Origin of the sequence: Chryseobacterium sp. JUb7 (assembly GCF_024806495.1) — a bacterium.
Lineage (GTDB): Bacteria > Bacteroidota > Bacteroidia > Flavobacteriales > Weeksellaceae > Chryseobacterium.
The window spans coordinates 82377-105281 of sequence record NZ_JANUFF010000005.1; the positions used below are offsets into that span (position 1 = coordinate 82377).

Here is a 22905-nt window from a genome sequence, read left to right on the forward strand (position 1 = left end):
CAAAGACTCTGATAAAATTTGGGGAAATTTTCGTGATAAAAAAATTTAATGAGTTTTATTTTTTCTCATTTCCCAATAACCCAAAAAGAACTTTATCCCTTATCTCATCAGTGATATCATTGGTTGATTCAATGTTTCTTTTAAACCAGAAATAGGAATTATTTAAGGTATGAAGAATAAACCTTGTGGTAAAAGCAGATGATCTCAATTCCCAGTTTTCGGACTTATAAATTTCAGAAATTAACTCTTCAACTTCTTCCTGATAATTTTTTCTCAACTCTACAAATTCGGGAAGTCTCTCTTCTAAATGCCTCCATTCATTGGAATAGATATGGGTAACATCACGGTTTTTCAAAACAACTGATAAATGTTTATCAATAAAAAGATTGAGCTTTTCCTTTGGCGGAATATCGGTATTTTTCACCTCCTGAAGTTCATCGAAAAACTCCTGAGCAATTCCAAAACAGATCCATTCCAGAATTTCTTCTTTTGAACGAATATGCGCATATAAAGAAGCCGCCTTAATATTGAGTTTTGTTGCCAAATCCCTCACAGAGCTGCCCATATACCCTTTCTCTTTGAAAAGTTCTACGGCAACATCCAGTATTTTCCTTTGTTTTTCTTTTAACTCCATCTGGTAAAACACAAAAGTAATTATTTTGATTTTAATATTTTGATTTTGGGGAGATGATTTTTACCATTAGAAGTTGACATACATTAATATGTTTACGAAATACATTGTGTTCATTTGGCTTTATTCGAAACTCTTATATATTTTTTAACCACCCCGTCAAAAATTCTTTGAATTTTCGCCCCCAAAAGGAGGAGAATTTTAACTTCGCTAATAATTATCTGGAAATTTAGAAATAATCTTAACATTCAATTATTTTTCTATTTCGAACAAACCTGACTGTTTTTCCATAATTTTTAATTCAAATTATCTGAATCGGAAATTTTGTCTTTACTACATGAATCAAAAATACATATTTCTGAAAATTTGTCCGTTATTTTTAAAAATTCAACAATTGAACGGTTTTTGCGATATACCCATCAGAATTAAATGATTAAATAAGATTGAGGACATCAGAAATTAGAACTTCGGATTTAAAAATTAACATTTATTAGACTCTTATGGTCTGAAATCTGATGTCTAAAATCTAAAATTGAAAACTAAAGATTAAAGAATCAAAAATATACAAAATATGAACTTAAACCAATATACCGTAAAATCACAGGAAGCCATTCAGGCTGCACAACAAGTGGCCATGGAATTTGGCAATCAGCAAATAGAACCTCAACATTTACTGGAAGGAATTTTTCAGGTAGATGAAAATATATCGCCTTTCTTATTAAAAAAATCTGAAGCAGATGCCAATTTGGTAAGAGAGCGCAACCGTGAAAATCTTGAAAAACTTCCAAAAGTACAGGGAGGAAATATTTATCTTTCACAATCTGCAAATAAAGTCTTGCTTGATGCTCCCAACATCGCTAAAAAAATGGGTGATGAATTTGTAACGATCGAACATTTATGGCTTTCACTTTTGGAAACCAGTTCAGAAGTTTCGAAGATGCTGAAAGATATGGGTGTTACAAAAAACCTGTTGGAAGGCGGAATTAAAGAATTAAGAAAAGGAAGTAAGGCAACTTCTGCAAGTTCGGAAGAGACGTATCAGTCCTTAAATAAATACGCTAAAAACTTCAATGAATTAGCTGCAGAAGGAAAATTAGACCCAGTAATTGGTCGTGATGAAGAAATAAGAAGAGTTTTACAGATTCTTTCAAGAAGGACAAAAAATAATCCGATTCTGATTGGTGAACCCGGAGTTGGTAAAACCGCCATCGCAGAAGGAATTGCACATAGAATTATTTCCGGAGATATTCCTGAAAATCTAATGGATAAAACATTGTATTCACTGGATATGGGAGCTCTAATTGCCGGTGCAAAATACAAAGGTGAATTTGAAGAGCGTTTGAAATCTGTTGTAAATGAAGTGATCAAATCAGACGGACAAATCATTCTTTTTATCGACGAAATCCACACATTGGTGGGAGCCGGAGGTGGTGAAGGTGCAATGGATGCTGCCAATATTCTGAAACCTGCTTTGGCAAGAGGAGAATTAAGAGCGATCGGTGCGACCACTTTAAATGAATATCAGAAATATTTCGAAAAAGATAAAGCACTTGAAAGACGTTTCCAGAAAGTGATGGTTGAAGAACCGGATACAGAATCCGCAATCTCCATTCTTCGTGGAATTAAAGATAAATATGAGGCTCACCATAAAGTAAGAATCAAAGACGAAGCGATTATTGCCGCAGTGGAAATGTCTCAACGATATATTTCGGATCGATTTTTACCGGATAAAGCGATTGACTTGATTGATGAGGCTTCGGCTAAATTGAGAATGGAAATCAATTCAAAACCGGAAGAGCTGGATGTCTTAGACAGAAAACTAATGCAGATGGAAATTGAATTGGCAGCGATTTCAAGAGAAGGTAATCAAACAAAAATTGACCATTTAAAAGAAGATATTTCGAAAATTTCTGAGGAAAGAAATGAAATTAATGCTAAATGGCTTAAAGAAAAACAAAAATCTGAGGATTTAACATCCATCAAAAAAGATATAGAATCTCTGAAACTGGAAGCTGAAAGAGCATCAAGAGCAGGAGATTATGCAAAAGTGGCTGAAATTCAGTACGGAAAAATTAAAGAAAAAGAAGATGCTTTGCAAAAACTGGAACTGGAGATGCAAAACCATCAGAATGAATTAATTAAAGAAGAAGTAACAGCAGACAATATCTCTGAAGTGATTGGAAAATGGACAGGAATTCCTGTAACAAAATTATTACAATCCGAAAGAGAAAAATTATTGAATCTTGAAACCGAACTTCATCACAGAGTTGTTGGTCAGGATGAGGCGATAACTGCCGTTGCAGACGCAATCAGAAGAAACAGAGCGGGATTAAGTGATGATAAAAAACCAATCGGTTCATTCTTATTCTTAGGAACAACCGGAGTTGGAAAAACCGAGCTTGCAAAAGCATTAGCCGAGTTTTTATTCGATGATGAAAACAATATGACGAGAATCGATATGAGTGAATATCAGGAAAGACACAGTGTGTCTAGACTTGTCGGTGCGCCTCCGGGATATGTTGGATATGATGAAGGCGGGCAGTTGACGGAAGCCGTGAGAAGAAGACCATATTCGGTAGTACTTTTAGATGAAATTGAAAAAGCACATCCGGATGTTTTCAACACATTGCTGCAGGTTTTAGATGACGGTCGATTGACGGATAATAAAGGCAGAGTCGTGAATTTCAAAAACTCGATTATCATTATGACTTCGAATTTAGGTTCGCACTTGATTCAAGAAAATTTTGAGAATATTACCGATGAAAATCAGGATGAAATTGTCGACAAAACGAAAGATCAGGTCTTTGATCTATTGAAACAGACCTTGCGTCCGGAATTTCTGAACAGAATTGATGAGGTGGTATTGTTCCAGCCTTTAAGAAAAAAAGAAATTGGAAAAATCGTAACGTATCAGTTGAGAGGATTCAATGATTTGTTGGCCAAACGAAATATCATCATGACAGCAACACAAGACGCTGTAGATTATCTGATGAATAAAGGATATGATCCGGCTTTCGGTGCAAGACCGTTGAAAAGAGTGATCCAACAGGAAGTTCTCAACAAACTATCAAGAGAAATTCTTGCAGGAACCGTGAATGACGGTGACAGAATCACATTGGATTATTTCGAGGAAACAGGTTTGGTTTTCAGACCTGCTGAACAATAAGTAGTTTTTTTCATATATATTATTTTTGAAGAATTTCCGCAGACAAAATCTGCGGAAATTCTATTTGTAACATATCAGCTGTAAAATAAGCAAATTCAATTGTCACCGACCTTACAAGCCACAATATTTCTAGTTTATATTCACTAATTCTACATCAAAAATGATGGTAGCGCCTGCAGGAATTGCTGGTCCGGCACCATTATCTCCATAAGCCAGATCCGAAGGAATGTAAAATCTGTATTTAGATCCTTTGCTCATGAGTTGGATACCTTCTGTCCATCCTTTAATTACCGCGCCCAGATTAATATCCATTGGTGCGCCTCCATTTTTGTCAGTAGAGTCGAAAACAGTTCCATCCAGAAGCTTTCCGGTATATTTTACCTGTACAACATCTGTTGCTTTTGGTTTTGTTTTACCATCGCCTTCCTGCAACACTTCATATTGTAAACCTGAAGCTGTGGTCTTCACTTTAGAATTACTTTTATTTTTTGTAAGAAAATCCAGACCCTTTTTCTTATTTTCTTCTGCTTGTACCCCCGCTACAGCTTGTTTTTTTTCATGTTGCTTCTGCATAAACTCCTGCATAAAGGCATTCATTTCTTCCGCAGGCATCAACTTTTTTCCTCCCTCCATTTCTTCTTTAATAGCCTGAGCCAAAAGATCTGCATCTACTTTGAAACCTTCTTGTTTCATGTTTTGAGCAATACTTAAACCTATATAATAAGAAGCTTTTTGGTCATCCGTGTATTTGCTATCTACTTTAGTCTCATCTTTCTTAGCACATGAAATACTAAATACTGCTATGCAAAATAATGCGATAGTCTGTCTTTTCATTTGATAATTTTATTGTTTATGATTAATGAATTAAATAATCGCTGCAAATCTATCCAAATTCTTTATAATTTTAATTAAAATTTGCAATCCGTAAAAACCCCATAAATAAATAGGAGAAAACCGCATCCTATTAAGATAAAATTTATCGAAATTTGCATTACTAACTAACATTTTACTATAAATTCTAACATTATGAAAACAAAACCTATCTCAGATGCTGAAACACTTGAACTAACTTCAGTTCCAAACACGATGAACTATGAACTAATCCAGACTTTGGTAGACAATTACAGAAACAACCATCTTGTTGCCATTAAGGATAAATTAGATATTGATGATGCACATTCCATTCATTTTAGTCTGGCAACTTTGAAAAAATTCATCACCGATATTGAAACGGAAACTCAAAAAAATAATCCGGAAGTTACAGAAGAAGATTTAGGAATCAGATTTTATTATGCAGCCTACCCTACTACAGAGAACTGGAGCGTGATGGCCAATACACCTATCGGTACAGAGTACGCAGAAAGACACACATTGGTAATGATTCCCACTTTGAAAAAAGAAGATGAAAACGGAGATCTTCTAAGCTATGATTTCAATCCGTTGGAAGGCAGCGAAGGGGAATTTATGGCTATGGCATCTAATAAAAAATCCGGACCATCAGGAGAAGTAATGTCTCAGAACCATGGTGCCTTAAACCCGCCCAATCAAGTTAAAGTTGAATTATTTTAATTTTTTATACATTTAGATCTTTATTAAAAACGCAATGACTGAACTTGAGAGAATTTTACAGGAATCAATGATTTGGGTCGAAGGCTTGGCGGCTGTCGTTTCTCTGCTTTATTACAATCGAATAAAAAATCAGTATTGGAAATATTTTACTTATTATTTGGTTCTGATGTTTTTGTCTGAAGTTATTGGAAAATGGGGGCAATTTTTTTTTGAATATAATAAGCCTGCATTTTTTAATTATTTTGTAATTCCGCTGGAGTTTATCTTTTTCTATTGGTTGTATGCAGCAAAATCTTTTGGAAAACCAAAACTATTTTATACGATATCCGCATTATACCTGTTATCATTTATTCCGAATGAAATTTTCATGACAAAGAAAATAATTTTTTCGTTCAGTTATACCTTCGGGTGCCTCATTCTCATGGGGTTGGTGGTCATGGAGTATTATAAACAGATCAACTCATCAAACATTCTTGATTTCAATAAGAATCCAATGTTTTATATTAATCTGGGGGTTACCTTATTTTATATCGGGACTTTACCTTTCTGGGCATTTTTTGCTTATATTACAATTTACAGAGAAATCTATCATATTTATTTCTCATACTTCTTGATATCAGGAATCGTGATGTATTTATTATTCTCAATTTCATTCATATGGGGAAGACGGAACTCTTAATAACGCTTATCTTATTCAACATATTTTTTGTGTTGTTTGTAGCTGCTGTGATGGTTTACATCCGAAAATATAAGCAGCGTAAAAAAGAATATCTCAATGAAATCGAAATAAAAAATGAGATTCACCAAAAGGAGCTTCTGGCTACGCAGCTGGAAATTCAGCAGGCTACTATGCAGCAGATCGGGCGCGAGCTTCATGATAATATCGGTCAGAAATTAACCCTTGTAAGCCTCTATACCCAACAGCTTTTATATGAGAATAAAGTTCCGGAAGTAAGTGAAAGAATAGATCAGGTATCACAAATTATCAACCAGTCTCTTCAGGACTTAAGGAGTCTTTCAAAAACCCTGACAGACGATAATATAAATCAAAAGGAAATCGTAACTTTAATTCAGGAAGAGGTCGACAATACCAACGCTTTTAAAAAGTGTAATGTAGATTTTAAACATAACTTTAAGCAGCTGGATTTAGGCTTTGTCCATAAGAATGTATTGCTAAGAATCACCCAGGAATTTATTCAGAACAGTATAAAACATGCCAACTGCAGAAATATTTTTATTAATCTGAATACTTCTGAAAAATACCTTTGGGAACTGACTATAAAAGATGACGGCATCGGATTCGATCAATCCAATATAAAATCCAACGGCATCGGCCTGACCAATATGAAAAACAGAGCAGCAATCATTGGTGCAGATTTCAGTCTTGAAAGCGAGGAAAACTGCGGAACAACGCTCAATATTATTTTAAAGAAACAGCCATGAAAAAGACCATTGTTATTGTTGATGACCACGTACTTATTGCAAAAGCTTTGGAGGGGATCATTGATAATTTTAAAGAATTCGAAGTGATCTACGTTGCCGAAAACGGCAAAGATCTTATCCAAAAGTTTGAAAACAACAGTAAGATTCCAGACATTATCCTTTTGGACATCAGTATGCCCATTATGGATGGTTTTGAAACGGTACTTTGGTTAAAGGAAAATCACCCGAATATTAAAGTAATGGCCTTAAGCATGCAGGGAGATGATAAAAGCGTCATCAAAATGATTAAAAACGGAGCCAAAGGATATTTACTGAAAAACACACATCCAAAGGATCTTGAAACGGCATTAACAAAATTAAACAATGATGGATTCTTCTACCCTGAATGGGCTTCAAAAATCATTTTTTCCAATATGAATAATGAAGAACAGATCAGCAATATAAGAATTTCAGACCGTGAGAAAGAGTTTTTAAAATATACTGTTACCGAACTCAGTTACAAAGAAATTGCCGATAAAATGTGCTGCAGCCCAAGAACGGTTGAAAGCTACAGAGATCAGCTTTGTGACAAATTAGATCTCAAAACACGTGTCGGCCTTGCTGTTTTTGCCATTAAAAACGGTTTTGCAGAATCATAAAATAAAACACATTCACTCATATTTATCTTAAAAAAACCTTTCCCCAGATTTGGAGAAAGGTTTTATTTTGATCAGCAATTTTGTAAAAATCACATTATAAATTTTTTGAATTATCAGCAGGCGTGTAATCCATAAAAAGATCACCATCCAGTTTGATCGATTTCACTTTCTTCTTAATAGGAATCGTCAGCATCGTTTGTTTTTGATCTTTCTCCCATAATGCCGGTGAGAAATGCAGTTTCTCTACACCTCCATCTTCATAGCTAAGAATAGCATCAAAAGGGATGGCAAAACCTCCGACATTATCTACATTTACCGTCAGGAGATCATTCATCTGAGAAACGTTGCTTATTTTCAGATCAATATAATTATTGGTGTAGAACCAGTTATTAAAGAACCAGTTTAAATTCTTTCCGGAGCCTGTATTCATAGAATTAAAATAATCCCATGGGATCGGATGTTTTCCGTTCCAGTTATCCATATAGTGGTGAAGAGCTTTTTTGAACAATTCATCTCCAAGATAATCTTTCAGTGCTAAATACGACAACGATGCTTTCACATAAGAATTATTACCATATCCTGCTCCGCTTACCTGCGTACTCATAGAAATAATAGGCTGATCCTGCTCTGTGGATGGATCACTGATCCATTTTTTAACTCTGAAATTTTGATAGAATTCTTTGGCAGCCGCCTCACCATTCTCATCGATCCCGATAAGGTATTCTAATGTGGTTGCCCAGCCTTCATCCATAAATGCATAACGCGTTTCGTTGATTCCCATATAAAAAGGGAAATAAGTATGGGCAATTTCATGATCTGCAGTCAGTCTTGCATCCTGAAAATTATCCGGAATACTGGAATCATTGATCATCATCGGATATTCCATATCTGCATATCCTTGAATAGCCGTCATTACATTGTACGGATATTCCACTCCGGGCCAGTTTTTTGAAAACCAGTCCAGATTATAACGCATCCACTCTACATATCGTTCAAAATCTTTTGCACCAGCTTTGTAGCCTGCCTGTACACTTGCTCTTTTTGTTTTAAGCTGTACACTTGAGGCATCCCAGACATAGTGATTGCTCAGCGCGAAGCAAAAATCTGTGATATTATTGGCTTTAAATTTCCAGATATTCCATTTATTCTGCCTCGTTACTTTTCCGGATTTCATTTCCTGTTCAGTAGCGATATGCATTATTTTATCGCTTTTTAACGAAGCTTTATATCTTTTTAAATATTCTGGCTGAAGGACAGCATCAGGATTTAAGAAATCACCGGTTGCCCAGACCACATAATTTTTCGGAGCCGTAATGGCAAAACTGTAATCATTAAAATCATTATAAAACTCCTGTCTGTCCGAATGCTGAATCATATCCCAACCGTTGTAGTCATCATATACAGAAATTCTCGGGAAAGAATAGGCTACATAAAAAGTTTCCGGATCGATCTGTCCTTCTCTTCCACTTTGTACAGATAGCGGGTATTCCCATTCTATTTTAATTTCGGCTTTTGTTTTTGATTTTAAAACTTTGGTAAGCTTTACTTTTTCAACGGTGCTCCAGTCTTCACTGTTGATATTATATTTTTCACCATTTACGATGAATGACTTAATATTCAGTCCTGATGACAGAAAATCTTTTGAAACAAATCCCGATCTTGGAGACTGTGGCTTATGAAGATTATTTACAAACCGTATCGCCAGATCATCCAGATCATTGGGACTGTTGTTGGTATAGATAATTGTTTCTTTTCCGGAAACCGTTTTTGAATTGGCATCTACTTTTACCTCAACATTATAAATCCCTTTATTCTGCCAGTAATTTTTTCCCGGAGCACCAGAAAGGTCTCGGGTTCCGTTTTCGTAAGCTTTTTTAATATTCCTCGGCATATACAATTCCTGCGCGGAAAACTGCCATAATGAAACCATCATTACTATTCCGGAAAGAAGTTTTTTCATATCTCCTGCTTTTTTTTAAATAAATTACATCAAAAGTAGGAAAAATGTCACATAGAACAGTCAATTCTTTTCCAGTAATCGTTCTTAAATGAGTTTTAAGTTTATTTTTATAATCTTTCCTGCTCGTCGGTTTTTTTTATGGTTTTTGCATTTTTCACCGATTGATTCCCAAAATTGAACTTTAAAGAAAGGGTAAAGCCCTGTGTATCGCGATAATCTAAAAAATAGTTATCCTGATTGGCATATTTGGTACTTATTTTTTCCCGTGTGGATCTGAAAATATCATTAAAAATAAAACTGGCTTCCAGTTTTTTATTGAAAAACTTTCTGTTCATTACAAAATAAGCAGACCAGGAATTCGATATTCTGAAGGTTCCCTGTATTCCCGGAGAATAGTATTTGTGTCCCACTTCCATTTTCCAGTCTGAAGTTTTATCTAGAGTAAAGCTTGTGGATATATTGGAAACCCAGTTCCAGACTTTATTTTTATACACAATATCATCCACACCTTTGAAATAATTTTCATTATGTTCAAGATTCTCGGACATCACCACATTCCACCATGGTTTGACCTGAAAATTTTTGTAGAGACTGAGGCCAAAAGCCTGCCCTTTCTCAATATTGGTAAAATAATAAATCAGATGATTGGTACTGTGCTCCTGAAATGATATTTCCATGGAGGGATTAATTTCTTTCCGATAATACAGATCCAGATTCCATTCTTTCCATGAATATGTAAAATTAAGATTATGAGTAATTGTCGCTTTTAATTTTGGATCTCCCTGATAATATGAAAAAAGATTAAAGTAGGACTTAGCAGGATTCAGCCATGAATAAAAGGGTCTGGTAATACGTTTTCCGTAAGAAAATCCAAACTCATGCTTACTTTCTGTAGTATATTGTGCATAAAAAGTAGGAAACAGATTCCAGTAATTATTTTTATTCACCTCATATGGCTCGGAAACAATGCCTTCAAGATCTGTCATCTCAGCACGTAATCCTCCTTTAAAATCCCATTTTCCTATTTTGTAGCTGAGAGAAGTGTACAAAGAAAAATTATGTTCTTTATAATCAAAAAGGCTGCTTTTTTCAGGTCTATACAGCAGTTGACCATTTTCGTTATCCGAAAAGTACAACTGGCTGTAGGTTTTTACAAAACTGTATTTTGTTCCGGCTTCCAGTTCAATCTTATCATTTTTCCATTGATAATCCAGCTGGGTCGAATACAGCTTAACATCACTCTTGTTATCTGTTAAAAAGTTGTCTTCTTTGGGCTGCTGATTGACAAAATTCAGATGAGTGAGAACGTTCTGATATTTCTGGGAATTATTCCCTGTAAAATAATTAACCCACGATATACTGCTTTTCTTATTTAACTTCCGGTCAATCTGAAAGCTTACCGAATTATTAATTGTCCTTGACTGATGATCATTTATTGTAAGGTAATCAGACTCTACCCTATCCTGAGTATTATAAATCAGGGTTGGGACATGATATGTTCCAAAAGACTTAGGGGTAAAATATCCTGAATAATTAAGACTGGCATTCGTTAGACTGTCTATTTCATATTCAATATTGAAATTAACGGTATTCTGACTGTTGTTCTGATCTTTTCTGTTCATCGTACTGATCCATGTCGTTCCACTTTCCGGATAATTAACATAATCTGTTCCTTCCCTGTAATAAGTCCCCGCTCCTCTGTAGAAACTTCCCATAACGGAAAGTTTATTTTTTTTATAATATTGGGAAAGCCCTACATTTCCTTTCGCATATTGGGTTTGTGTATATTTTGAGGATAGAGTTCCTCGATAGCCTTCTATTTTATTTTTTTTCAAAACAATATTCAGAACGGCACTTCCGGAAGCCTCATACCTGGCAGGCGGGTTGGTAATAACTTCTACTGATTTTACTTCGTCACCCTGTGTATTTTCCAGCAGGTTTTTTAGTTCATCACCGGTTAGCATTATTTTTTTATCATTTATCGTAACCAGAATTCCGGTACTACCTTTAATCGCCAGGACATCATTATTTGCTGTAACGCCCGGTGTCTGCTTCAGGATTTCCCATGCATTTTGTGATGAAATATTAGAGTTTTCAACGTTGAATTCCAGACGGTCTACTTTCCTTTTTACCAAAGGTTTTTTCTTTGTGAGTATGACCCCATCAATATTTTGCTGATTTTTTTTCAGGATTATTTTCAAAGGCTCTATTTGTTTACTCCAGTCAATGAGTTTTTCAAAAGGATCATACTCATTTTCTTTAATAACTAATTTTACGGAATGCTGATCAACTTCAGCTAAAGTAAAATGCCCTTCTCGGTTTGTCAGCCATGTTTTAACCAAAACATTCTGAGAATTATAAACCTGGACAGCTATTGAATCGAGTTGATGATTTTCGGAATCCAGAACTGTCACCTCAATATTTCGTTGTTGAGAGAATATAAAAAAAGGGACGCAGAGAAAAAACAGGAGTTTGTACATGGTATATGGTGAAAAACAGTTTCGTTACATTATTTTTCATTTACAAAATTGCAGATTGACAGGAAGAATTACAGTTAATGGAAGGTTAATGCGAGGTTAATGTCTATTAGGGAAAGACTAAAATTTTATCTTTGTCTCAGATGATTCTAAAAAGTAAATACCTGATTTCGCTCTTTGCAGCATTATTCCTGCTTCTCTTGGGGATTCAGGTATATTTTATGTACAAAACTTATCAGGTAAAAGAGCGCGAAATCTACAGAACTGTCCATGAAGGGCTTACTCATTATACCGACAAATTGGAAGATGTAGGCGGATTAAAAAAAGCCAACAATGATGATATCCTTCAAAAGCTGTTTATCGATTATCATAATAAAAAGATCAACAAGAAGGAATTTCTGGAACACTTTGAAAAAAATAGAAGAAACAACCAGAAAAAGCTCAGTAAATACGTCGACCAAAAATTCGAAAAAGAAGGCTATATCATTGCTGCCAAAGTTCAATACATATCCATAATTTTTATTCCTGACAGTACAAAATTAATTGATCATCCGATTGTTTTATATGACACTAAAAACAGGCTCGAAAAAGCTGGAATTTCAAATTCCGGAAGGTGGGAAACCTCATCATCAGCCACGAATGATGAAAACAAAAAATTAGAGAGAAATGATTCTTTTCTGGTAAAAAGTAAAACCGAATTTCAGATTTTAAATATAAAAAGTATCGTTTTCAGGGATCTTACTTTACTTATTTTGTGTTGTGCTGTTTTACTGTTAAGTGTTTTATTGATTTATCTTTTCACCGTTAAAAATTTAATTAAACAACAAAAGCAGGTCGAAGTTCTCCACACTGTTGTGGATAACATTTCTCATGAGTTTAAAACACCGATTGCAACTTTAAAAATTGCTTTAAAAACATTAAAAAAAGAATTCAATCCGGAAACTCTGCCTCTAATTGACAGACAAATACAGCGTCTCGAAAGTTTAATGTTTCAACTTCACAAAGATGAGTCAGGGGAAGAAATGACAAAAATTCAGCCCGGTGACTGGAACTTTTTTATTCAGGATCTGGCTTTCACCTACCCTGCAGTAAAATTTGAGTTAAAAAATTCTATTTCTCAGGAGTTTCATCTGGATAAAAGTCTGATGGAAACTGTCATCAAAAACCTTTTTGAAAACAGTGTAAAATATGGGGCTTCAGAAATAACAACAGAGATAAGTTCTTCGAAAGGTATTCTAGAGATCAGAGTCTCCGATAATGGAAACGGAATAGAAAATAAGGAGCTTAAAAATATTTTTGAAAAATTCTACAGAATACAGTCCAACAATATTCATAACAGTAAAGGATTGGGATTGGGGCTCTATTTTGTAAAGAAAATCATTACAAAATACAACGGAAAAATAGAAGTTTCAAGCACAGTCAATATTGGTACTTTATTTAAAATATCTATTCCTTATGAAAACTAAAATTCTCCTGGCTGAAGATGATCCGGATTTCGGAATGATTTTAAAACAATATCTTGAACTTGAAGATTTTGAGGTCACCTGGTTTCAGAATCCGGAAGAAATTATCCCTCTTTTAACATCTGAATTTCAATTTCACATTGGTATTTTAGACATTATGATGCCTAATATTGACGGTTTTTCTTTAGCTAAAATGATTTTAAAAGAAAAAACCAGCTTCCCGTTATTATTTTTAACGGCCAAAAACCAAAAGATCGATCGCTTAACCGGTTTAAAAATCGGAGCAGATGATTATATCGCGAAGCCTTGTGATCCTGAAGAACTGGTATTAAGAATTAAAAACATCCTGAAAAGAACAACGTCCACAGCCATTGAAACATCCATCAAAATAGGCGAATATCTTTTGGACACCGAAAAACAGCTCCTCTCTCATCCAAAAGAAAATATTCGGTTGACCATTCGCGAGCAGGAGCTACTGCTTTATTTCCTGAAACATCATCAAAAGACCTTGAAAAGAGATGACATCCTTGATAATCTCTGGGAAACAAATGATTATTTTACAGGAAGAAGCCTGGATGTTTTTATCAGCAGACTGAGAAAATATTTCCAGCATGATCCCAAAATAAAAATCCAGTCTCTTCGGGGAATTGGTTTTGAGATTGATTTTCCGAAAGAATAATTTTAATTACAATCAAAAGAAATGTTATTTTTATAACCGTGAAAAGCTAAATTTCATTACAACGATTCTTAATTGACTTATAAAAAACACAGCGTTATGATTGATCCTAAAAAAGCAGTTCATCTGGTCTATGGCAGTTCAGGAAGTGGTATTTTAAATTATTACTTTAAAACAAACTTTCCGGATGATGAAATTCATATACACTGTATTTATAATGATCTGACAACAGGTCCTCTGACTGATTTCACCTCTGAAACTGATTATGAAGCTTATATTTCTTATTGGAAAACAATTGACAGGATTTGTCATCAAGAATCCACTGAAAATGAAGAAAGTCATTTTGAATATCCGGAGCTTTCGATCGAATTTAGCATTAATTTCCCGGAAAACCAACCTCTAATTATCTGGCATGGATCTGATGCAGGAGAAAAACTGATGCTGTATCGGTATTGCCATCTTTTACAAGAGCGGAATTTATTTGAGATCAATTCAGATGAATGGGCGGTAAACTCAGAAATCCCTGACAGTCAAAATCGTTTAGGAAAAAGAAATCCGGAGTTACTGAATGGGATACTAAACCTCGTAAAAAAAATTAATGATGACGATAAGAACTTCTATGCTGAAGAATGGGAAAGATTGAAAAAAGATCAGAAATCAAACAGAATATTAAAAAATGACAGAATCATTTCAGTTGATGAAGATTATTATGATCAGAATCTTTTATCACTGTGTACTTCTGAATACCAGAATGCAGCCAGAATAATTGGGGAAACTATGGGGCAGCAGGAATCCACCGTAGGGGATCACTATTTATTTTACAGGATTCATGTTCTTATTGATCAAAACCTGCTGGAATGTAAAGGAAATTCAGCACTTATGAGAGACCTTGAAATCCGAAAAAAATAAGCTTTATTCCATGGAATAAAGCTTATTTTTTTATTTTATATCGTTATTTTTTAAAACTGTAAATCCACTAATACCGGAAAATGATCCGATGGATACAGTAAATTTTCTCTTCTGTCATTGACATGTCTGTGAGACTTTATTCTCAATCCTTTTACAAAAATATAGTCGATCCTGTCTTTAGGAACTTCGTTAACATTAAATGCGGTGAAAGTTCCCACCGGGCCATAATGTAGTTTTTCTGAATTGTAGAAAGAATCTTCAAGATTTTGGGAAAGAATTTTGATCGGTTCAGAATCTTCCGTTAAATTAAAATCACCACTCAAAGTCAAAGGTAAATTATCCGGATTTAATTCTTTAATCTTCTTTAAAATCAATTCTGAAGATTTCACTCTTGCCACATTCCCGATATGGTCAAAATGAAGATTCATGGCCATAAATTCTTTCTTCGATTTTTTATCCCTGAAAACAGCATATGTACAAATTCTGTTCAATGCAGCATCCCATCCTTTTGAAGGTTTTTCAGGAGTTTCTGAAAGCCAGAAAGTTCCGGATTTTACAACCTGAAGCCTGTTGGTATCATAAAAAATAGCCGAAAATTCGCCCTTGGTTTTCCCATCATCTCTTCCTACTCCTACATAATCGTAATTTCTCAATCCTATTTTGATATCTCTCATCTGTTCCGGAAGAGCTTCCTGAACTCCGAAATAATCGGGATGATAATAGCTTAATAAATCCATTACATCCTGTTTTCTCTGTGGCCATGCATTTTCTTTATCCGATTCTACATTCAGTCTGATGTTGAAACTCATCACTCTAAGATCCTGCGAAAAACTTAACCCGAAAAACATCAGGAATACGATTGAAAATCTCCAGTTCATAATTATATATTTTAATTTACAAAGCAACAAAAATAAGACTTCTTCCAAAGAGAAAAGCCCTAAACGCATGATTATACTGTTAATTTTTCGGTCAGGAAGCTGGAGGACAGGAGAGGGAAGGTGATGATCGACATTAATTAATACTCAGTCGTAATAAAAAAACTTCTAAAAACTTCAAGCCTCAGGCTTCCATCTTCCCAACCAAAAAATCAGTTCGATTTTTTTGCTTTGATCATTGCTTCCAAAGCATCCCACATATCCTGCGGAATATCTTCCAGCATATTGAATTCACCTGCGCCCTGAAGCCATTCTCCACCATCTATTGTCACCACTTCACCATTTACAAAAGATGAAAAATCAGAAACCAGATAAGCCGCAAGATTTGCCAGCTCCTGATGTTCACCGACTCTTTTAAGCGGATTTTTTTTCGCTAAGTCAAACTGATCTTTCATATCTCCCGGAAGCAGCCTGTCCCATGCTCCTTTCGTTGGAAATGGTCCTGGTGCAATGGCATTAAACCTAATATTATATTTTCCCCACTCAACTGCAAGAGATCTTGTCATAGCCAATACTCCCGCTTTTGCACAGGCAGATGGAACTACATAGGCAGAGCCTGTCCAGGCATAGGTTGTAACAATATTTAAAACAGTTCCCGGAGTTTTCGAATCGATCCAGTGCTTTCCGATAGAAAGAGTACAGTTTTTTGTTCCTTTTAATACAATATCTAAAATAGAATCAAAAGCCGAATGCGTTAATCTCTCGGTTGGTGAAATAAAATTTCCGGCTGCGTTATTCAATAAAATATCAATCCTGCCGAATTCTTTCAGTGTAGCTTCTTTCATAGCTTCCACTTCATCCCAGTTTCTTACATCACACGAAACACAAAGAACTTTTCCACCGGTTTCTTCTTCCAGCTCTTTCGCAGTTCCCTGTAATTTCTCCAGGTTTCTGGAGGTGATCACCACTTTTGCTCCCAATTGAAGAAAATATCTGGTCATCGCCTTTCCAAGACCGCTTCCGCCTCCTGTAACAATGGCAACTTTATCTTTAAGTGCATCTTCACGCAACATCGGTTGTGTATATAGACTCATACGTTTTAATTTTTCTTAAAAATAATAAATATTGAATGGATTCTCTCTAAATTAAATTTATAAATAATGTCATAAATAATATTCTTTGATTTTTTAATTAATTTTATCCTTTGAAAATATATTTACACATGAAAAGGTCAGGAACTTATGTTTTTCTATTTTTTTTATTTTTTAGTTTACATTTTAAAGCTCAAAAATTCGAAAAATTATACCAATATGTCAATCCTTTGATCGGAACAGAAAAAATGGGTCACACCTATCCCGGAGCAACTGCGCCGTTCGGAGCGGTTCAGCTGAGTCCGGAAACTGATACGATTTCCTACGAAATGAATGGAAAATACAATGGTGATGTTTATAAATATTGCGCGGGTTATCGTTATGAAGACAAAACGATTGTTGGCTTCAGTTCTACCCATTTCAGCGGAACAGGGCATTCCGATCTGGGAGATTTTCTGGTAATGCCTACCGTTGGAAAATTACAGTTAAATCCCGGAACGGCAACGAATCCCGAAAGCGGCTACAGAAGCAGATTTTCACATCAAAATGAAAAATCAGAAGCAGGATATTATAAAGTAAAACTGGATGATCATGATATTTTAGCTGAATTAACGGCCACGACGAGAGTTGGTGTTCATCGTTATACTTTTCCTAAATCTGATCAGGCACATATCATTTTGGATCTGATGGCAGGAATTTACAATTATGACGGTAAAAATGTATGGACCTACGTTCGTGTCGAAAACGGAAATACCATTACAGGTTACCGACAAACAAACGGTTGGGCGAGAACAAGAACAGTTTATTTCGCGATGAAGTTTTCAAAGCCATTTAAATCTTACGGCCAGAAAAATTATGATGGTAAACAGGTTTACAACGGATTTTGGAGAAAATTCGACCAAACGAAAAACTTCCCTGAAATCGCAGGAAAAAACCTGAAAATGTATTTTGATTTTGATACGAATGAAAACGAAGCCATTGAAGTAAAATTGGCAATATCACCAGTAAGTCAAGCTAATGCATTGGAAAATTTGGAAAAAGAAACCGGAAATTTATCTTTTGACCAGGTTAAAGCACAAACGCAGGAAATCTGGAATAAAGAATTAAACAAAATTGTCATTAAAGGCTCTGAAACAGAAAAAACGAATTTTTATACAGCAATGTATCATACGTTTATCAATCCGACAACATATACAGATATAAACGGAGAGTATAAAGGCTTAGACCAAAACATTCATAAAGCAGAAGATTTTACCAACTACACAACCTTCTCAATCTGGGATACCTATCGTGCGCTACATCCTTTCTTTAATATTATTCAGCCGAAAAGAAACGGTGATATGGTGAAATCTATGATAGCTCATTACAATCAGTTTTCGATGAAAATGCTGCCCATCTGGTCTCATTATGCAAATGACAATTGGTGTATGAGCGGTTATCACAGCGTGAGTGTGGTTGCAGATGCAATTATCAAAGGAAATTATCACGGTGATGCAAAAGAAGCATTGAAAGCTTGTGTCGCGACTGCTAACAAAAGAGATTACGAAGGCATTGGACAATATATTGATTTGGGATATATTCCTGCTGAAAAGAATGGAACTTCGGTTTCCAATACTTTAGAATATGCTTATGACGACTGGGCAATTGCTCAATTGGCGAAACATTTGGATGAAACTGAAATTTATAATCAATTCATCAAACGTTCTGAAAACTGGAAGAATAATTTCGATAAAACCGTTGGATTTATGCGTCCTCGACTAGCAGACGGGAGCTTTAAAAAAGATTTCAACGCATTAAGTACGCATGGACAAGGTTTTATTGAAGGAAATTCTTGGAACTACAGTTTCTTCGTTCCTCAAAATCCAGATGAATTAATTCAGTTAATGGGTGGAAAGAAAAAATTCGCTTCAAAATTGGATGAACTGTTCACCATGCATCTTCCGGACGAGTTTTTTGCAGATACAGAAGATATTACAAGAGAAGGAATTATCGGCGGGTACGTTCATGGAAATGAGCCGGCACATCATGTGGCCTATCTTTATAACTGGGCGGGACAACCCTGGAAAACTCAGGCACAAATCAGAAGAATTTTGGAAATGCAATATAAAGACACTCCCGATGGATTGGGAGGAAATGATGATGCAGGACAGATGAGTGCCTGGTATATTCTGAGTTCGCTTGGTTTTTATCCTGTTGCTCCGGGTTCAGAAGATTATGCTATTGGAAGTCCGGCGATTGACAATGCTGTTTTAAATTTAGAAAACGGAAAAACTTTTGAAATCGAAGCGGTTAATCAAAATCCTAAAAATGTGTATGTTGAAAAAATCCTATTAAACGGAAAGGAAGTTAAAAACTTTACGTTGAAACATTCTGATATAATGAATGGTGGAAAGTTGAGTTTTTATATGAGTTCTAAACCTAAAAAATAATCTGCATTATACACAATCAGTGATTTGCATACGACAACCATGGTTTTGCATACATCCGGTTTCTAATTTCTGCGGAATTTTGTATCAAATAAAAATCAAAATATGAAATTGAATCAGGTAAAATTAGGAAGTCAGGGGCTAATCGTTCCGAATATAGGTTTGGGATGTATGGGAATGACAGGTTTCGGAGATGCAGACATGTACGGTAAGACCGATGAGAAAGAAGCTGTAGCAACGATTCACCGTTCTTTGGAATTGGGTGGGAATTTTCTGGATACTGCAGATTTATACGGGCCTTTCAAAAATGAGCAATTGATTTCAAAAGCTATTGAAGGCAATCGTGATCAGTATATTATTGCTTCAAAATTCGGTTGGGAAATTGATGATAACGATCAGATAACCTGGAAAATCAACGGAACTAAAGACTATGTAAAAAAATCAGTCGAACGGTCGTTGAAAAATCTAAAAACAGATTACATCGACCTTTATTATATGCACCGTCTTGATAAAAATACGCCCATTGAAGAAACTGTGGGAGCGATGAGCGATTTGGTGAAGGAAGGGAAAATTGGTTATATCGGGCTTTCGGAGGTATCTTCTGAAACGGTGAAAAGAGCTCATGCTGTCCACCCTATTTCTGCGGTACAAAGTGAATATTCTCTGTTTGAAAGAACTGTTGAAGAAAAAGGCGTAATCAAGACTTTAAATGAGCTGGGAATTGGTTTTGTGGCGTATTCACCTTTAGGAAGAGGATTTTTATCCGGAAATATCAAAACGATCGATGATTTGCCGGAAAATGATTTCAGAAGAGGAATTCCACGTTTTCAAGGGGAACATTTCCAAAAAAATATCGAATTGGTGGAAGCGATTGAAAATATGGCGAAAGAAAAAAATATTACATCGTCTCAATTAGCTTTGGCCTGGATTATCAGCAAAGGAATTCTTCCTATTCCGGGAACAAAACGTAGAAAATATCTTGAACAGAATATTGAAGCATCAAAGATTGAATTGTCTGAAACCGAGCTTCAAAAGTTAGAAAGTATTGTACCTTTGGGAACAGATACGGGGGCACCTTATGATGAATTCAGTATGGGATTGTTGGATTATTAATTTGTAATTTTAATTGTTTAAATAAATTCAAACCTCATAGGTTTTTGAAACCTATGAGGTTTATGTCTAAAACGCAATCCTGTCGCGCCCCGGCTTGAACGGAGCTCTTTTTGCGGAACGAAGTGGAGCAAAAAAGCGGGAGTGGAAGACGGAAAAAGGCGCCCTAAAAAATAAAAATTATGAACACTATAAAATCTATTTCGGCATTTCACAGATTGCTTTCTCTTCCCGAACCGAAGCATCCGATGGTAAGTGTAATCAACCTTCATGAAAGTATTTTTATTGAGGATGAGGTTTGGAAAGGTTTTGTAAGCAGATATTATTGCGTTGCCCTGAAACGGAATGCGACGGGGAAAATAAAGTACGGACAACAACATTATGATTATGACAAAGGTGTTCTGAGTTTTACGGCTCCGAATCAGGTTCAGTATCTGGATTTGAAGACGATGGATTGTGAAAATACAGGTTATCTGCTCATTTTCCATGAAGATTTTTTACTGAAACATCCTTTGGCAAAGACAATTTCATCTTATGGATTTTTCTCTTACGCTGTAAATGAAGCTTTGCATTTATCTGAAGATGAAGAGAATGACTTGCTTGAAATCATGAATAAAATTGATAAGGAATGTCAACATATCGATCATCATACGCAGGAAATTATTTTGTCGCAGATTGAATTATTGTTGAATTATTCGAAGCGTTTTTATGAAAGACAATTCATCACCCGAAAAAGTGGAAGTCATCAACTTTTAACGAAATTTGAAACTTTTTTGAATGATTATTTTAATCAGGAATCTTCTGATAAAGGGCTTTTAACGGTTCATCAAATTGCAGAAGCGATGAATCTTTCTGCGAATTATTTAAGTGATCTTTTGCGGGTTCATACGGGACAAAATACACAGCAACATATTCATGAAAAGTTAATTAGTAAGGCTAAAGAAAAGCTTTCGACGACTGAACTTTCGGTGAGCGAAATTGCTTATGAATTGGGATTTGAGCATTCGCAGTCTTTTTCTACACTGTTTAAAAAGAAGACGAATATGTCGCCTTTGGAGTTTAGGCAGTCTTTTAATTAAATTTTCCTTAGATTTTCACAGATGATTGCGTTTAAATATCTGCAAAATCTGCGAGAGAAAAATTATGTTTTGGCTAAAGCCGATTTCGATGCTCTAAAATGAAAAAGCGGACTAAAGTCCGCTAATTAGTTATTAAATCTATTTCATAAATTTTTACTTCTAAAACGCATCTTCTCTGATATTTCGTTTATGGGTTTTTCCCCATTCTGAAAGCGACATGATAACATTTTTAAGTGTCTTACTGTAATCGGTAGAAATATATTCTACAATTACCGGTATTTGTTCCGCGTGAACCACTCTTTTCACAAAGCCATTCAATTCAAGATCTTTCAATTCATTAGAAAGTACTCTTGCTGAAATTCCCTGAATGCTTCTTTGAAGTTCATTAAAACGGATATTCCCGCTTTCCTGTAAAACAATGATGATTTTCAGTTTCCATTTTCCACCGATCACATACAATGCATCTTCAACAGCCGAAAGACCTTCAGAACATTTCTGACTGCATTCAGAATTATTTACGATAATTGTTTTTTCCATAAATCAGAATTTTTAAACTAACCAAAAGGTTACTACTAACCTTTAGTTCACTACTAACTTTTGATAAGCAAATGTACATAATTTTGTCAAAGAAATTTTAATTAAAAAAAATGAAAAACATACTTCACATTATTTCAAGCCCTAGAAAGGAAGTTTCGGCAAGTAGAAAATTAGGAAATGCTGTTATTGAAAAAATTCAGGAAAAATATACGGACAGTATTGTAAAGGAACGTGATCTTACAACAAGTCCAACTCCACTTTTGGACGCTGCTCATATCAACACATTTTTTTCTCCGGCAGAAAGCCATTCTTCAGAACAGCAATCCATCAACAAATATTCTGAAGATTTAATTTCCGAATTAAAAGAAGCCGATATTATTGTTATTGATTCCCCTATGTACAATTTTTCTGTGCCTGCAACTTTGCGAGCTTATTTCGATTTTACTTCAAGAGCAGGATATACTTTTAAATACGACGAAAACGGACCTAAAGGCTTGCTGAATGATAAAAAATTATACATTGCTTTTACATCCGGAAATATTTATTCCGAAGGTCCTTATCAGATTTATGATTCTAATGTTCCGTATATTAAAAATATTTTTAGTTTTTACGGAGTTTCGGATGTCAGCGTTTTCCGAGCAGAAGGTTTGGCGATTCCGGGAATCATGGAAAATTCTTTGGAAAAAGCGATTGAAGGGATTGCTATTGATTAATTTTTTAAATATAAGTGTTAGAAAACGAAGCCTTCTCAAATGGGAAGGCTTCGTTTTTTTATATCAGTTTTAATTAAAAAAATCTCTCGCAGATTTTGCAGATGACGCAGATTTTTTTTGCTCAATCATCTGCTAAATCTGC

Annotated in this window: 19 protein-coding genes; 12 read left to right on the top strand and 7 right to left on the bottom strand. The window is 35.1% G+C overall.

Going from position 1 to position 22905, the window contains the following annotated elements:
- Positions 1 to 55 precede the first annotated feature (55 nt).
- Positions 56 to 634, bottom strand: a complete 579-nt coding sequence (locus M2373_RS11210) for a TetR/AcrR family transcriptional regulator (protein WP_259110629.1) — start codon at positions 632 to 634, stop codon at positions 56 to 58.
- Between the two features lie 568 nt (positions 635 to 1202).
- On the opposite strand from M2373_RS11210, the gene clpB reads away from it, so the two are divergent.
- Positions 1203 to 3797: an ATP-dependent chaperone ClpB gene (gene clpB / locus M2373_RS11215; protein WP_259110631.1), complete on the top strand. Its 2595-nt coding sequence runs from the start codon at positions 1203 to 1205 to the stop codon at positions 3795 to 3797.
- Positions 3798 to 3926: 129 nt separating this feature from the next.
- On the opposite strand, the gene M2373_RS11220 is transcribed toward clpB, so the two are convergent.
- Entirely contained in the window at positions 3927 to 4631 is a 705-nt protein-coding gene (locus M2373_RS11220) for an FKBP-type peptidyl-prolyl cis-trans isomerase (RefSeq protein WP_259110633.1), read from the bottom strand.
- Between the two features lie 192 nt (positions 4632 to 4823).
- Between M2373_RS11220 and M2373_RS11225 the strand changes: the two genes are divergently transcribed.
- The 4 genes from M2373_RS11225 to M2373_RS11240 are packed head-to-tail and all read left to right on the top strand — an operon-like array spanning position 4824 to position 7447.
- Complete coding sequence (locus M2373_RS11225) at positions 4824 to 5366, top strand: hypothetical protein (protein WP_259110634.1); 543 nt, start codon at positions 4824 to 4826, stop codon at positions 5364 to 5366.
- Positions 5367 to 5400: 34 nt separating this feature from the next.
- On the top strand, positions 5401 to 6045 hold the full coding sequence (locus M2373_RS11230) for a hypothetical protein (RefSeq protein ID WP_259110635.1): 645 nt from the start codon (positions 5401 to 5403) through the stop codon (positions 6043 to 6045).
- Positions 6024 to 6809 (top strand): sensor histidine kinase, encoded by a 786-nt coding sequence (locus tag M2373_RS11235; RefSeq protein ID WP_259110636.1) that lies wholly within the window; start codon positions 6024 to 6026, stop codon positions 6807 to 6809. The genes M2373_RS11230 and M2373_RS11235 overlap by 22 nt, the downstream gene beginning before the upstream one ends.
- Positions 6806 to 7447 (top strand): response regulator transcription factor, encoded by a 642-nt coding sequence (locus tag M2373_RS11240; RefSeq protein WP_259110638.1) that lies wholly within the window; start codon positions 6806 to 6808, stop codon positions 7445 to 7447. The genes M2373_RS11235 and M2373_RS11240 overlap by 4 nt, the downstream gene beginning before the upstream one ends.
- A 94-nt stretch (positions 7448 to 7541) precedes the next feature.
- Here M2373_RS11240 and M2373_RS11245 read toward each other — a convergent pair whose 3' ends face one another.
- Both M2373_RS11245 and M2373_RS11250 read right to left on the bottom strand, forming a co-directional pair.
- Complete coding sequence (locus M2373_RS11245) at positions 7542 to 9407, bottom strand: M1 family metallopeptidase (RefSeq protein WP_259110639.1); 1866 nt, start codon at positions 9405 to 9407, stop codon at positions 7542 to 7544.
- Between the two features lie 107 nt (positions 9408 to 9514).
- A complete protein-coding gene (locus M2373_RS11250; RefSeq protein WP_259110641.1) occupies positions 9515 to 11821 on the bottom strand; it encodes an outer membrane beta-barrel family protein in 2307 nt (768 codons plus the stop codon).
- A gap of 206 nt (positions 11822 to 12027) precedes the next feature.
- Here M2373_RS11250 and M2373_RS11255 point away from each other — a divergent pair, with 206 nt between their 5' ends.
- The 3 genes from M2373_RS11255 to M2373_RS11265 all read left to right on the top strand — a co-directional run bounded on the left by M2373_RS11255 (position 12028) and on the right by M2373_RS11265 (position 14932).
- On the top strand, positions 12028 to 13350 hold the full coding sequence (locus M2373_RS11255) for a sensor histidine kinase KdpD (protein ID WP_259111088.1): 1323 nt from the start codon (positions 12028 to 12030) through the stop codon (positions 13348 to 13350).
- Positions 13340 to 14026: a response regulator transcription factor gene (locus M2373_RS11260; RefSeq protein ID WP_259110642.1), complete on the top strand. Its 687-nt coding sequence runs from the start codon at positions 13340 to 13342 to the stop codon at positions 14024 to 14026. Before M2373_RS11255 ends, M2373_RS11260 begins: the two co-directional genes overlap by 11 nt.
- A 96-nt stretch (positions 14027 to 14122) precedes the next feature.
- Positions 14123 to 14932 (top strand): DUF1835 domain-containing protein, encoded by an 810-nt coding sequence (locus M2373_RS11265; RefSeq protein ID WP_259110644.1) that lies wholly within the window; start codon positions 14123 to 14125, stop codon positions 14930 to 14932.
- Between the two features lie 50 nt (positions 14933 to 14982).
- On the opposite strand, the gene M2373_RS11270 is transcribed toward M2373_RS11265, so the two are convergent.
- A complete protein-coding gene (locus tag M2373_RS11270; protein ID WP_259110645.1) occupies positions 14983 to 15810 on the bottom strand; it encodes an endonuclease/exonuclease/phosphatase family protein in 828 nt (275 codons plus the stop codon).
- A 209-nt stretch (positions 15811 to 16019) separates the two neighbouring features.
- A complete protein-coding gene (locus M2373_RS11275; RefSeq protein WP_259110646.1) occupies positions 16020 to 16901 on the bottom strand; it encodes an SDR family oxidoreductase in 882 nt (293 codons plus the stop codon).
- A gap of 128 nt (positions 16902 to 17029) precedes the next feature.
- Between M2373_RS11275 and M2373_RS11280 the strand changes: the two genes are divergently transcribed.
- The 3 genes from M2373_RS11280 (at position 17030) to M2373_RS11290 (ending at position 21513) form a co-directional block, all read left to right on the top strand.
- The gene (locus M2373_RS11280; protein WP_259110647.1) at positions 17030 to 19327 is read left to right on the top strand and encodes a GH92 family glycosyl hydrolase; all 2298 of its coding nucleotides are present in this window, start codon (positions 17030 to 17032) and stop codon (positions 19325 to 19327) included.
- 102 nt (positions 19328 to 19429) lie between these two features.
- Complete coding sequence (locus tag M2373_RS11285) at positions 19430 to 20437, top strand: aldo/keto reductase (protein ID WP_259110648.1); 1008 nt, start codon at positions 19430 to 19432, stop codon at positions 20435 to 20437.
- Positions 20438 to 20616: 179 nt separating this feature from the next.
- Positions 20617 to 21513, top strand: coding sequence for an AraC family transcriptional regulator (locus M2373_RS11290; protein WP_259110649.1), 897 nt, complete (start codon positions 20617 to 20619; stop codon positions 21511 to 21513).
- A gap of 159 nt (positions 21514 to 21672) precedes the next feature.
- On the opposite strand, the gene M2373_RS11295 is transcribed toward M2373_RS11290, so the two are convergent.
- Positions 21673 to 22050, bottom strand: coding sequence for a helix-turn-helix domain-containing protein (locus M2373_RS11295; RefSeq protein WP_259110650.1), 378 nt, complete (start codon positions 22048 to 22050; stop codon positions 21673 to 21675).
- A 110-nt stretch (positions 22051 to 22160) separates the two neighbouring features.
- Between M2373_RS11295 and M2373_RS11300 the strand changes: the two genes are divergently transcribed.
- Positions 22161 to 22763 carry an FMN-dependent NADH-azoreductase gene (locus M2373_RS11300; RefSeq protein WP_259110651.1) on the top strand — a complete coding sequence of 201 codons (603 nt, stop codon included), beginning with the start codon at positions 22161 to 22163 and terminating at the stop codon, positions 22761 to 22763.
- Positions 22764 to 22905: the final 142 nt, after the last annotated feature.